The 13,229-nt window shown below is 44.8% G+C and carries 12 protein-coding genes and 1 pseudogene; all 13 read left to right on the forward strand.

What is annotated here, in order from left to right:
* On the forward strand, positions 1-2,308 hold a 2,308-nt coding region (locus B3763_RS16775; RefSeq protein ID WP_286748031.1), incomplete at its 5' end, for an efflux RND transporter permease subunit.
* 10 nt (positions 2,309-2,318) lie between these two features.
* Positions 2,319-3,743, forward strand: a complete 1,425-nt coding sequence (locus B3763_RS16780) for a TolC family protein (RefSeq protein ID WP_219956408.1) — start codon at positions 2,319-2,321, stop codon at positions 3,741-3,743.
* Between the two features lie 21 nt (positions 3,744-3,764).
* Positions 3,765-5,546: an efflux RND transporter periplasmic adaptor subunit gene (locus B3763_RS16785; RefSeq protein ID WP_286748034.1), complete on the forward strand. Its 1,782-nt coding sequence runs from the start codon at positions 3,765-3,767 to the stop codon at positions 5,544-5,546.
* A gap of 35 nt (positions 5,547-5,581) precedes the next feature.
* Positions 5,582-6,133, forward strand: a complete 552-nt coding sequence (locus B3763_RS16790; protein ID WP_286748036.1) for an ion channel — start codon at positions 5,582-5,584, stop codon at positions 6,131-6,133.
* Positions 6,134-6,288: 155 nt separating this feature from the next.
* Positions 6,289-6,801, forward strand: coding sequence for a DUF3347 domain-containing protein (locus tag B3763_RS16795; RefSeq protein ID WP_286748038.1), 513 nt, complete (start codon positions 6,289-6,291; stop codon positions 6,799-6,801).
* A gap of 76 nt (positions 6,802-6,877) precedes the next feature.
* A complete protein-coding gene (locus B3763_RS16800; RefSeq protein WP_286748040.1) occupies positions 6,878-7,330 on the forward strand; it encodes a 5-fold beta-flower protein in 453 nt (150 codons plus the stop codon).
* Between the two features lie 93 nt (positions 7,331-7,423).
* Entirely contained in the window at positions 7,424-7,861 is a 438-nt protein-coding gene (locus B3763_RS16805; RefSeq protein ID WP_286748043.1) for a hypothetical protein, read from the forward strand.
* A gap of 24 nt (positions 7,862-7,885) precedes the next feature.
* Positions 7,886-8,350 (forward strand): YybH family protein, encoded by a 465-nt coding sequence (locus tag B3763_RS16810; protein WP_286748045.1) that lies wholly within the window; start codon positions 7,886-7,888, stop codon positions 8,348-8,350.
* A 19-nt stretch (positions 8,351-8,369) separates the two neighbouring features.
* On the forward strand, positions 8,370-9,056 hold the full coding sequence (locus B3763_RS16815) for a hypothetical protein (RefSeq protein ID WP_286748046.1): 687 nt from the start codon (positions 8,370-8,372) through the stop codon (positions 9,054-9,056).
* A gap of 19 nt (positions 9,057-9,075) precedes the next feature.
* A pseudogene (locus B3763_RS19065) lies at positions 9,076-9,252 on the forward strand (GDCCVxC domain-containing (seleno)protein); the annotation flags it as partial.
* Between the two features lie 51 nt (positions 9,253-9,303).
* Entirely contained in the window at positions 9,304-9,993 is a 690-nt protein-coding gene (locus B3763_RS16820) for a class I SAM-dependent methyltransferase (protein WP_286748047.1), read from the forward strand.
* Positions 9,994-10,004: 11 nt separating this feature from the next.
* Positions 10,005-12,347: a multicopper oxidase domain-containing protein gene (locus B3763_RS16825; protein ID WP_286748048.1), complete on the forward strand. Its 2,343-nt coding sequence runs from the start codon at positions 10,005-10,007 to the stop codon at positions 12,345-12,347.
* Between the two features lie 50 nt (positions 12,348-12,397).
* Positions 12,398-13,192: a cation transporter gene (locus B3763_RS16830; RefSeq protein WP_184493624.1), complete on the forward strand. Its 795-nt coding sequence runs from the start codon at positions 12,398-12,400 to the stop codon at positions 13,190-13,192.
* Positions 13,193-13,229: the final 37 nt, after the last annotated feature.

The following is a 13,229-nucleotide window of genomic DNA, read 5'->3' on the forward strand; positions in this document are numbered from 1 at the left end:
GTCGGCCGTGATTTTTACCCTCGTCATCATGCCGGCTTTTTCGCATTGGATATTTTCCATGAAAAAGGCAAAAGGCAAAACGGGACTGTACCTGAACTATCTTTTGCTAATTGCCGGGCCCGTAATTGCCTTTACCGTATGGTCATGGGCAGGCTGGGTGCTGTTTGGTTTCGGGCTGGTGAACGTGCTGCTGCACCACTACCCTGATAGACTGGGAAAATACCGCGATCTGATGATGGTGGGCGTAACAGTAGTGACTGTAGCCTGGCTACTGACCACCGAATGGGTACCTTTGGGGGTATCCAATAGCCTGCTTGTCAATTTTCTGTTTATTGCTGTAATCCTCGGACTGGTGCTTGGCACCTTCGCTTTGTTCCTCAGGCTTTACCCTAAAATACTCATGTGGTGCCTGGACAATAAAGGCTTGTTCTTCATAGCGCCAGTGGTGATTGTCCTGTTAGGAGCCAATATCTGGCTGGGTTTCGACAGGGTATTTGGTTTTTTGCCTAATACGACTGAGAAACTTGGTTGGAACCTGAGGGAAACTTCCGGATGGACGGCAGCATCAGAGGTTTTCCCCGGTTTGGGGGAAGAATTCATGCCTTCGCTCAATGAAGGTTCATTCTTGTTGATGCCTACATCCATGCCACACTCCGGCATTGAAGTGAACCGGGAAGTATTACAAAAACTGGACATGATGGTCACCGCCATTCCTGAGGTGGAAATGGTGGTGGGTAAGGCAGGCAGGGCAGAAACGGCTATCGATCCTGCACCCATTTCGATGTTCGAAAACACCATTAACTACAAAAGCGAATACGTATCCGATATCAATGGAAACAAGCTGCGGTTTAAAGTAAATGATAATGGTCACTTTGAACTGAAAGATGGAACCACCTATGACCCAGAGACCATGTCCCCTGAACAAATTGACGTCAAGCAACTCATTGAAGACCGCAGTGGCGAGTATTTCCGCCAATGGCGGAACCATATTAAAACGCCTGATGATATCTGGGATGAAATTGTTTCTGTGGTCAATATTCCGGGTGTCACATCCTCTCCCAAACTTCAACCGATCGAAACCCGGCTGGTAATGCTCCAAACGGGTATGCGGGCGCCCATGGGGATCAAGGTTTATGGGCCTGACCTGAAAACCATTGAAGAATTTGGGTTACAATTGGAAAAGTATCTCAAGGAAGTTCCCTCTGTCAAGAAAGAGGCTGTTTTTGCCGACCGTATTGTCGGCAAGCCCTACCTCGAAATTGACATTGACCGAGATCAGATTACCCGCTACGGGCTCAATATCCGGGATGTACAAGACTATATAGAAACGGCTATTGGCGGAATGCAAATCAGCACCACGGTGGAAGGCCGGGAACGCTTCCCGATCAGAGTCCGCTATGCCCGTGAGTACAGGGATGACCCTTCGGCCATAGAGTCCATGCAAGTACCTACGCCACTGGGCAATTATATCCCACTTGGGCAGCTTGCAGACATCACCTACCGGCCTGGGCCCGAAATGATCAGGGGGGAAAATAGCTTTTTGGTGGGGTATGTACTCCTGGACAGGCTCCCGGAATTTGCGGAGGTAACAGTAGTGGAAGATGCGCAACGCCACCTTCGCGAGAAAATTGATTCGGGCGAACTCATCGTACCGGCAGGCGTTCGCTACGAATTCTCAGGAAGCTACGAAAACCAGGTAAGGGCAGAGAAACGACTCGCAATTGTAGTCCCGCTATGCCTTATGGCCATTTTCCTTATCCTGTATTTCCAGTTCCGGGCTGTCTCAACCACCTTATTTGTATTCACGGGGATTGCGATGGCTTTTTCAGGTGGGTTCTTGATGCTCTGGCTTTACGGTCAGGACTGGTTCATGGATTTTACTGTCTTCGACACCAACATGCGGGAGCTTTTCCAAATGAAGGTGTATAACCTGAGTGTGGCCGTTTGGGTAGGCTTCATAGCACTGTTTGGAATCGCTACCGATGATGGCGTAGTGGTGGCTACTTACCTCAAGCAAAGCTTTGAGAAACGGGAACCTGAAAACGTGAAGGAGGTTCGCAAAGCTGTATTGGAGGCTGGTCAAAAGCGGGTACTCCCGGCCATGATGACCACCGCCACCACTTTACTGGCCCTCTTACCTGTACTCACATCTTCCGGGCGAGGATCCGACATTATGATACCCATGGCCATTCCTTCATTCGGGGGCATGATCATCGAAATTATGACGGTTCTGCTGGTGCCAGTCCTATACTGTTGGTGGGCAGAGCGCAAGATTAAACGCAATCCCAAAGTATTTACTGAATCATAAATAGAGGAAGATGAAAAAAATAGCAATCATATTCCTGTTGTTTTTAGGAGTTCAGTCCACAAGCTTTTCACAAAGCCTGGATGAATACCTGAAAGTAGCAGCAGAAAACAACCCGGAGTTAAAAGCCTACTTCAATGAATATCTGGCCTCTTTGGAAAAAGTACCTCAGGTGGGAGCACTTCCTGATCCTGAACTGACCATGGGTTTCTTCTTTCAACCAATGGAGCGGTTCATGGGCAACCAGCAAGCCGACATCCAGTTGATGCAGATGTTTCCCTGGTTCGGCATGCTGAAAACCCAAAAGGATGAAGCAAGCAAAATGGCACTGGCGCAGTACGAAGTGTTTCAGGATGCCAAATACCGCTTGTTTTATCAGGTAAAAAACACCTGGTATCAACTGTATCGGCTAGAAGAGGAAATCCGCATTACGGAGGAAAACCTTGAGATTCTTAAACAGTATGAGCGGCTGGCGCTCATTCGTTTTCAGAGTGCAGATATAGGAACCGGTTCCGGCCCTAGCAATATGCAGCAAGCTACAAGCATGAACAGCGGTTCCTCCACCTCATCAGCATCGTCAATGGGTGGAATGAGCGGTGGAATGACCAGTGGCACTTCCGGTAAAAGCAGTTCAAAAGGTGGTTCTTCAATGGGTACTTCCTCATCAATGAACGGGGGCGGGTCAGGCATGAGTGATGTGCTCAGGGTAAGGATTCAGATCAAGGAACTGGAAAACACACTTGCCTTGCTTGAAGACTCCCGACTGCCCATTAAAGCCGAATTCAATCAGTTGCTTAACCGGGATATCAATGAAGTGGTAAGCATAGCCGATTCATTGAGCGGATCAGTAGTCTCTTGGGAGCGCCAGGCTTTGCTGGACAGCATTACGCAGAACAATCCCATGTTGAAAATGCTGGATGCCGAGGAAGAAGCCTATGAGGCACAGAAAAAGATGGCTCGGCTGGAAGGCAGGCCTATGTTGGGGGCAGGCGTCAACTATATACCCTTTAGTCCAAGGACAGAAAATGGAATGCCGATGGGCGGCAATGACATGGTGATGCCCATGTTGAGGCTGACTATACCCATCTATCGGAAAAAGTACAATGCTTTACAGAAAGAGGCGGAATTGAAACAATTGGCCGTTCAGCAGCGCAGGGAAAACACCGTCAATCAGTTGACCACCCGATGGTCAACCGCCTTGCGGGATTTGGACGATGCAACCAGAAGGACAAAGCTGTACCGGGAGCAAACCGACCTGGCCAGGCAAACTCTGAACCTGCTGATGACCAGCTACGCTACTGACGGACGGGATTTCGAGGAAGTGCTGCGGGTACAACAGCAATTGCTCGATTATCAACTCAAGCTGATCACTTCAATAGTAGATCAGCACGTCACCATTGCCATGCTGGAAAACCTGGCAGCAACAGAACTGAATTAATTGATCTAAAAAGTTAAAACGATGAAAGAAATATTTAAAAATAAAAAACTCCTACTGATCGTGCTCGTAGCGCTGACATTGGGAGGCGTACTCGGCTGGATGGTAAAACCATCTTCAGGTCATCAGGAGACGGAAGCAGCCGTGCATAACCATGATGAAGGTAATGAGGTTTGGACCTGTTCTATGCACCCGCAGATCAGGCAATCGGAACCCGGCCAATGTCCCATTTGCGGAATGGACCTGATACCAGCTTCCACTAAACGGTCATCAGCCAGTTCGAATCCATTGATTCATGAGATGACCCCTGAAGCGGTGGCCATGGCCAATATCCATACCTCCAGAGTTACAGGAGTGTCACCTGAAGGTGAGCTTTTCCTTACCGGTAAAGTGAAGGCCGATGAACGCCAGTTGGCTTCCGTTACGGCAAAATTTCCCGGGCGAATAGAGCAGCTATTTGTAAACTTCACAGGGCAGGTGGTAAGAACCGGGGAACGATTGGCCACCATTTATTCGCCTGAGTTGGTTACAGCCCAAAAGGAATTATTGGAAGCTGCCTCCACGAAAGAGACCTACCCTGAGCTTTATACTGCTGCACGTGAGAAGCTCAGGCTTTGGAAACTCAACGAAAACCAAATCGATGAAATAGAAAAAACAGGAAAAGTAAGGGATCAATTTGATGTTCTCGCAGACAAGGGAGGTATAGTGACCCAGCGAAACATTGCCGTGGGCGACTATGTGGGTACCGGATCAGTATTGTTTGATGTGGTCGATCTGAGCCGGGTCTGGATCATGATCGATGCGTACGAATCCGATCTGCCATTTGTGAAAATTGGTGATGAAGTAAGCTTTACGGCTGCCGGGATCCCCGGACAAACATTCACAGCAAAGGTCACTTACATAGACCCGGTGATTAATCCAAATACACGGGCAGCTTCTGTTCGTGCAGAAGCTAATAACAGAAGTGGAGAACTGCGGCCTGAAATGTTTGTCAACGCACAGGTAAAAACCACTCTCCGGAAAGGTCAATCATCCCTGGCCATACCCCGTACCGCTTTGCTCTGGTCTGGAAAACGCTCCATTGTTTACATTAAAGTGCAGAACTCTGAATTCCCAGCCTACGAAATGCGGGAAATCACCATAGGTCCCCGCATGGGTGAAATGTACTTGGTGGAGGCAGGACTGGAAGCTGGCGAAGAGATAGTGACCAATGGAGTATTTGCCATTGATGCGGCTGCACAACTTTCCGGGAACTATAGCATGCTCATGCGCCCGGATGTTAAAACCATGGACGTGCCACAGGCTTTCCAGAAACAAATTACAGCGCTGGCCGATGCATATTTCAAAGTAAAGAATGGTTTGGTCGCTGATGATGCTAAGGCGACAAAATCCGCATTGGAACAGTTACGGGAAGCCTTGAACCAAATTGCCATGGACGAACTGAAAGGCCAGGCACATGATCATTGGATGGCGCTGAAGCAGCAGCTGGCTGAGGCAGCCAAAATGATGCAGGGTGAAGAAACCCTTGTCGGCCTAAGGCAGCATTTCTCAATGCTCTCTGAAAACATGCTGGAAGTCACCGAATCCTTCGGACTGGAAAAAGACAAAGTGTTCAAAGATTTCTGCCCGATGGCTTTCGACAACAAAGGGGCTTTTTGGCTAAGTGAAACTGAAGAAATCCGAAACCCATATTTTGGTGAGTCCATGCTCTCCTGTGGTGAGGTAAAAAAGACTTATCTCAAAGGCCAAAAAGTTTTTGAGGAAGGAGGCCCTGCCAAGCAAGCAGCTGGTGGTCATAATCACTAAAAATTACGGATAAATCCAAGTTAAAATTTGAAGCAATGAAATTATTGAAGTTCATCGGGCAATTGGTAAATAAATCAAGCATAACCATTCTGTTTATTAGTATAGTCTTCCTGGTTTATGTGTTATTAATGAAGTACATCGACCACAGCACCCGATCGATTATTATACTTATTCCGGTACTGGCTCTTTGCAAGGTCATTTTCTTCACCTTCTTCACCTTCCGAAAGATGCAGGCTTTGATGAACCGCCTTGCTGGAATCAGTGAGGTGCTTTTGATTTTTGCATTACTGGTAGTCTTAATGAGCTTCTCATTTGCAACAGATTTCTCCTGTTTGGCAGAGTTTGACAGGCAATCATTTAAAGGGATAAGTGATAATACCAACATGTCTTCTTGGAAAAGGCTCTTTGATTACTTCTATCTGAGTGTTGTCACTTTCACTTCCCTAGGATATGGGGACATTGTGCCTCTTTCTATTCCTGCCAAGTTGCTAGTCATGATGGAAGTAGGTCTAAGTTTCCTGCTCGGGATTTTTGGCCTTTCAAATATCAAGTTGATTCAACATAAAATATCAAATACAATTCAATGAAAACTTGCTGTAAAACAGGAGATGAAAAAGCCCAGATTCAAGTGATAAATGCAACAATAAAAAAATGGGGCAGCCGGATTGCCTGAGGAATAGTCATTCTTCTGGTCACTGGTTTAGCCCTGATTCAAGTATTTAACCTTTAAACAAATAGAAAAATGAAAAAAACAATGATCATGCTATGCCTGGCTTTAGTAAGCTGGGGAGCAAACGCACAACACGACCATGCAGCGCATGGTGCACAAACAAGCAGTCAAACGATGGAACCAATGTTTAAAGACAAGGCATTGGGTTCTTCCTACACGCACTACATTCATTTGAAGAATGCTTTGGTGGCCTCTGATTTTCAGCAAGCAAAATCTGCTTCTGAATCTTTGGTGAAAGCTCTTCACAATGTAAAAGGAAGTGATAAAGTCCATATAGAGGCGGCCAAAGTTGCGCAGGCAGGTTCACTGGAAAACCAGCGAAAGGCTTTCACCGCCTTAAGCAATGAGATGGCCACCTTGGTGAAGGGAGCTGATATCAGCATGGGAGAACTCTATCTGGAATACTGCCCCATGGCCAACGGCAACACCGGAGGCTATTGGCTATCCAACGAAAAGGAGATCCGCAATCCCTACTTCGGTGACAAAATGCTGAAGTGCGGAAGCGTGAAAGAGACGATTAACTGACCCTAGTTTTGGCATAAGGGATTGGGTTCACTATAAGCTGAGCCCGATCCTGACACCAGGCACAAATCAATCAGAAATGAAAAAGAACATCATTTTCAGTATAATATTCCTGGGAGGAATACTGCTGGCCGCACAGGGCCTCTTGGCACAGCCAAGTAGCAAGACAGAGCAACGCCTTATACATATCAATGGAAAAGGCGAGGTATCGGATGACCGGGGCACCAAACTCGGGTACATCAGTAAAGAAGACATAGTCTTTAACAATCAGGGTCAAAAACTGGGCTTTATCAAAAATGGTAAAGTGTATGATGCTGAAGGAAATTCCCTGGGCAAAGCCAAAAAAGATGGCCGCTATTACAACAATGATGGAGTTTTCATTTTGAGTACCAAAACGATGGGTGATAAATGTGAAATCCTGGATCTGGAAGGTCACAAGAAAGGCACGGTACACAAAAACTATAAACTACAAGCGTGTGCTGCTCACTGTTTCTTCTTGGAACAGGAAATGAAAAAAGAGGAAGATAAGTAAAAAGTAAAGCCCTGTTGGAGAGTGGCTCTTGTGTAGGTTGTCATGCATACAATCCTGCCGCCACTCTTCCATCAGGCACCAAACAGAAAAGTCATGAAGAAGAAAACCAACAAGGACAACCCTAAGACATCTACCCGGAATCTGGTGTATGCCTACCTGACCATTGCGGCATTATTAGTGACAGCCACAGCATTGGTGTATTGGATTAACCATCAGCAGCTAAAGCCTTCTGTCAGCTATATCCAGGATGAATTTGAGCGACCAGTTGAACCAAGCCTGGTATGTATGGTCAATGACGCCTATATGGGTGTAGCCCAAATCCCGGTACCGGTCAATGGCAAAACCTATTATGGTTGCTGTGAAATGTGCGTGGATAAGCTTAACAACCTGGAAAGCGCAAGGATCGCGATTGACCCCTATAGTGGTAATCCTGTAGATAAATCAGAAGCATTTATAGTAGTGACTAACCAACAAGGTGCAGTTGCCTACTTTGAATCAGAGGCTAATTACAACGCATTTAAGAAAAACTAAAAACAATCCTTTAACCCAAAATCTATGAAATTGAAACTGCTTTTTTTTGGTCTTGCTGCCATAGTGGCCGTGAAGACTCAAGCGCAACAGTCGGATGAAATTAACCAGGTAAAACAAGTCCTGGAATCATACAAACAGGCCATTGAAAGCCTCGACACAACGGGCACAGGTAATTTATTTGTATCGCAATCAATTGTTATTGAATCAGGCAAAGTTGAAGGCCGATATCAGGACTATCTGGCCAACCACCTGGGCCCGGAGCTCCATCATTTCGAATCTTTCAAGTTTAGTGACTATGAAGTAGCCATTGAAGTCGCTTTGCCATTTGCCTTTGCCACTGAAACCTACATATACACAATTGTGCTAAGCAATGACAAATCAGTTATTGAGCGAAAAGGAGTTGCCACCAGCATTTTGAAAAAAGAAAACGGTCAATGGAAAATATGGCAAACTCATTCGTCAGCAAGAAGACCACAGACCAATCATTAATCACCTAAATAATTTAACAATGAAAAATATTCTAAAAGCAGTCGTATTGCTACTATTCACTACGGCAACCGTATCGGCTCATGACGGCCACAAAAGCAAACAAGACAGCACCGCCCAACAAGCGGATACTGTGATGACCACCCCCACCAGCGAGGCAGATCAAAGTGAACATGAACATACCAGTGAGGCAGTGAGCCACGATGCGCATGAGAAAGATGCACACCACGAAAAAAAGGTCACGGCTGATTTGGCAGATTTCCCCACAATCCATCCACTGATTGTCCATTTCGCTATCGTATTGCTGATTGTGGGAGCCATTCTGGCGGTTGTCAACATCTATTTCATCAAAAAGGAATTGGCGTGGACAGCCTTTGCCCTGGTGCTGGTAGGTTTTGTAGCTGCTTACTTAGCTGGCAGAAACTTCCATCCGCATACTCACGGACTAACCGAACATGCCAAGCTCGTGCTCGAACAACATGACTTCTGGGCTGACTGGACGATCAATCTTGGGTTTATCGGCCTGCTGTTACAAGGGATCAATCTATTTATTTTCAAATCGAAAAGATGGGCAATGGCTATTGTGGCAGTTGTGTTATTGAGCGCTGCTTATGCTGTGGCACAGGCAGGACATTACGGAGCACAATTGGTACACATAGAAGGTGTAGGGCCGCAAGGTAATTTTTTGGAACTGGAGCATGACCACTAATTGACTTGAAATCACCAGTATGCCTGGGTTATTTTTTGATTCGGTACTTACCTGTCCGGTATGTGGCCAGCAGCAGGTTCGCAGAATACCTTATAACGAGCGGCTGGATAGCTTCATTTGTAAGGGATGCGAATGCGAGATTACTGTTCCGGGCGATCAATGCTGCATTTTTTGTGCATTCGGGTCACATAAATGCTTGGTCAGCCAAGGCTGGGAAAAATTAGAACAAAAACAATGGAGAGAAAAAATGAAAAACACAGACCATAAAAAAGAAAAGGAATTCATCCCTGCATTAAGCTATAATTTCCTTACCGGCCTTTATGATACCACCATAAGACTGACCATGCCTGAAAAGAAATTTAGAAGCGAACTAATAGACCGTTTAAAGCCCGAACCTCATGAGCAAATTTTTGAGTTTGGCTTTGGCACAGGGGCTAATCTGGCGATTGCCTCTTCACGGTCTCCCAACTCTTCATTTTTCGGATTAGACATTGACCCTAAAGTACGGGAGATTGCCTTTTCAAAGCTCAAAGACAAAGACATTCTGGTTGAACTCCAACTCTACAATGGGGGCATTTTTCCGTATGATGATGCTGTTTTTGACAAGGCCTACAGTTGTCTGGTATTTCATCAGTTAGATGATGAAACTAAAGCGCATTGTTTCAGTGAAATCTACCGGGTTCTAAAGCCCGGAGGCAAGCTCATCATTGGCTATTGGGGCAAGGCAAAAAACCGATGGATGCGCACAGTTTTTTACACCGTGCAGCTTCTGGACGGTTTCAAAACCACCACAGCCAATGTGAAGGGCTTGCTGCCGGATTACATCCGTGAGGCAGGGTTTTCGGATGTGCAGGAGACAGGCTTTATTAATACCAGGATCGGGTCATTTTGCTATTATGAGGGAACTAAATCATTGAAAATCAAAAATCAAATTTAATTACGGAAATCATGAACTTAAGATTCTACTATATTTTGACCATTTCTTTTTCGTTGCTTAGCCTGTCTACGAGGGCACAAAACCTCACTGAAAAATCAGTCGAAGGCAACACTGATAATCTTCCTGTAAGAGAATATGCCATTTCCATAAATGAGCTGGCAGTGAACAAGGCAGGCAAAGAAGTCATGGGAATGGCCATTAATGGCAGTGTCCCGGGACCCACACTTACTTTTACTGAAGGTGAATATGCCGTAATATATGTAAAAAACGAGATGGATGAAGAAACTTCCATTCACTGGCACGGTTTGTTGTTGCCAAATTTTTATGACGGGGTTCCTTACCTCACCACTCCGCCCATCGCGCCTGGGGAAACACAGAAGTACGAATTTCCCCTGAAACAAGCCGGTACCTATTGGTATCATTCACATACCATGCTGCAAGAGCAGAGTGGTGTTTTTGGCTCTATCGTCATCCATCCTAGAAAAGAAAACCTGGCCTATGACAAAGAGCTCGTTATAATACTTTCGGACTGGACGAATGAAAAGCCTATGAACGTACTCCGTTTTCTGAAACGAGGAACCGAATGGTACAACTGGCGAAAAGGTACGGCCACACCCCTCAACCGCGTTATTGCCAGAGGTGCAATGGGAGCCCAGTTAAATTTCTGGAGGCAGAGAATGGAAAGTGCAGACATTGCCGATATATATTACCCGGCCTTTTTAGTTAATGGTGAACAAGTTCAGGAATATTCCAATTTCAAACCCGGAGAAAAGGTTAGGCTTAGAATTATTAACGGGGCAGCTTCTACCTCGTTTTGGATGACGTTTGGTGGTGAGGAGCCCACTTTAGTTGCGGCTGATGGACTAAACGTTGAGCCGGTCAAGCGCAATAAAACATTTATTGCCATTGCGGAGACCTACGATTTTATTGTAAATATTCCGGAAAGTGGAAAGATGGAATTTCGGGCCACCGCTCAGGATGGTTCGGGAACAGCCTCTGCTTTTTTGGGCCAAGGAGAAGTTTTAGCAGCCGAAGATGTTCCCCGCCCTGATAAAATAGGGATGATGATGCAAATGGCAAAAATGGACATGCGCATGGGGGCTCCTGCCCTAAAATTTAATCCTAAAAAGGACGATCCCCAAAAAATGATGGAGAACTGGGGAATGCAAATGAAAGGCGACAAAAACCCGGATAATGATATGCCGGGTATGAATATGGCCGGAAATAAGGAAGAGGTCTCCCAAATGGATCATTCCTCAATGGATATGTCTGATGATAAAAACTCCAAAATGGATCCGCCAAGTGCTCCCATGGCTGAAATGCCCGGGATGGAAAACATGGACATGTTTTCAGAATACAATTATAATTACCTCAAATCACCTAATAAAACGGTTTACGAAAAGGATGTTCCAGTCAATGAAATCCTGCTCAATCTTACTGGGAATATGAACCGCTACATCTGGAGCATGAATGGGATTCCACTGTCAGAAACTGACAAGATAAAAATCAAAGAGCGGCAAATTACCCGAATCACCCTCAATAACCTGACGATGATGCACCACCCTATGCACTTACACGGCCATTTTTTCCGTGTCATCAACGAAAACGGGGACTACTCGCCCCTGAAGCATACGGTGAATGTACCCCCGATGCAAAAAGTAACCATTGAGTTTTACGGGAACGAATATGGGGATTGGTTCTTTCATTGTCATATTCTCTATCATATGATGGGTGGTATGGCACGGGTAGTCAGCTATGATACACCGGAAGACCCTAGAATGAAACCCTTTCCAATTTCCAAACTGATTCACGAAACCAACCGCTTCTATAGTTGGGGAATGGCAGATGTTGCCTCACATAATACAACAGTCAATCTGACCACTTCAAACATTCGCAATCAATTCAATTTATCAATGGAATACGGATGGAATCAGAACCTGGAAGCTGAATTTTCTTATGAGTATTATCTGTACGATTATTTGAGGGTTTTTGGAGGTATTAATTTTGAGAATACCACCAGGAATAGTTTGGATGATATGAAGACAATTGCCGTGGCTGGTATCCGGTGGTTTACACCTTATATGTTCAATGTTGACCTAAGGATAGATAATGAGCTTCGGCCTAGAATTGGAATCGGTCGATCGCTGATGATATTTCCGAAGTTATCAATTTTTGGCTATTACGAATATCAAATTGATGCAGGATTGGTAAACGGTCTGGAGGCCGGCCAAAATTACAAAGAAGAAATTGTATGGAGTGCCGGTGCACAATACATGCTTTCTAAGAATTTTTCACTGATGACAAGCTATGACAACCGCTTCGGAGCAGGGGGCGGATTATCTGTCATGTTTTAATTAGGAAGTTAGCAGTAATGGTAGGACGACCCAACAGACAATGAAGTGATATGCAAAAAACGACATTTAAGATAACAAAAATGGACTGTCCATCCGAAGAACAAATGATTCGGATGAAACTTGACGATTTGACAAATATTCAATCGTTAGAATTTGACATACCCAACCGACTTTTACACGTTTTTCATATAGACAATAATGAACAAATTTTTCAGCGACTTGACACATTAAAATTTGACACTTCAATTCTCTCGACTGTTTCGGTTGACAATTTTACAGCAACTGACAATCAAAATGACGAAAGAAAAACCTTATGGACTGTTTTAATAATAAATTTTTTGTTTTTCGTTATTGAAATTGTAACAGGACTTATATCAAACTCAATGGGCTTGGTTGCCGACAGTTTAGATATGCTGGCTGACAGTATTGTTTATGGACTTGCATTAATTGTTGTTGGCGGAACAGTAGTCAGAAAAAAGAATATCGCAAAATTTGCAGGATACTTTCAAATCCTTCTTGCTGTAATTGGTTTTATAGAAGTAGTCAGACGATTTATTGGAGTCGAGAAAATGCCTGACTTTCAAACAATGATTTTCGTTTCGATTGTAGCGTTAATAGCTAATGTTATTTGTCTGTATTTATTGCAAAAGAGAAAAAGCAAAGAAGCTCATATGCAAGCAAGTATGATTTTTACTTCAAATGACATAATCATAAATTCGGGAGTAATTACAGCAGGACTTTTGGTTAATTGGCTCAATTCAGGTTATCCCGACTTAATTATTGGAGCAATTGTATTTGTCATTGTAGCGAGAGGAGCTTACAGAATTTTACAGCTATCAAAATGACGACTAACAAGACAACGGAAGAAACCACTACTGCTAA

The sequence above is a fragment of the Roseivirga sp. UBA1976 genome, assembly GCF_002336325.1.
GTDB classification, from domain to species: domain Bacteria; phylum Bacteroidota; class Bacteroidia; order Cytophagales; family Cyclobacteriaceae; genus Roseivirga; species Roseivirga thermotolerans.

Coding starts and splice junctions, on each gene's coding strand:
- B3763_RS16780 (WP_219956408.1), top strand. CDS start 2,319: ATGAAAAAAATAGCAATCATATTCCTGTTGTTTTTAGGAGTTCAGTCC.
- B3763_RS16785 (WP_286748034.1), top strand. CDS start 3,765: ATGAAAGAAATATTTAAAAATAAAAAACTCCTACTGATCGTGCTCGTA.
- B3763_RS16790 (WP_286748036.1), top strand. CDS start 5,582: ATGAAATTATTGAAGTTCATCGGGCAATTGGTAAATAAATCAAGCATA.
- B3763_RS16795 (WP_286748038.1), top strand. CDS start 6,289: ATGAAAAAAACAATGATCATGCTATGCCTGGCTTTAGTAAGCTGGGGA.
- B3763_RS16800 (WP_286748040.1), top strand. CDS start 6,878: ATGAAAAAGAACATCATTTTCAGTATAATATTCCTGGGAGGAATACTG.
- B3763_RS16805 (WP_286748043.1), top strand. CDS start 7,424: ATGAAGAAGAAAACCAACAAGGACAACCCTAAGACATCTACCCGGAAT.
- B3763_RS16810 (WP_286748045.1), top strand. CDS start 7,886: ATGAAATTGAAACTGCTTTTTTTTGGTCTTGCTGCCATAGTGGCCGTG.
- B3763_RS16815 (WP_286748046.1), top strand. CDS start 8,370: ATGAAAAATATTCTAAAAGCAGTCGTATTGCTACTATTCACTACGGCA.
- B3763_RS16820 (WP_286748047.1), top strand. CDS start 9,304: ATGAAAAACACAGACCATAAAAAAGAAAAGGAATTCATCCCTGCATTA.
- B3763_RS16825 (WP_286748048.1), top strand. CDS start 10,005: ATGAACTTAAGATTCTACTATATTTTGACCATTTCTTTTTCGTTGCTT.
- B3763_RS16830 (WP_184493624.1), top strand. CDS start 12,398: ATGCAAAAAACGACATTTAAGATAACAAAAATGGACTGTCCATCCGAA.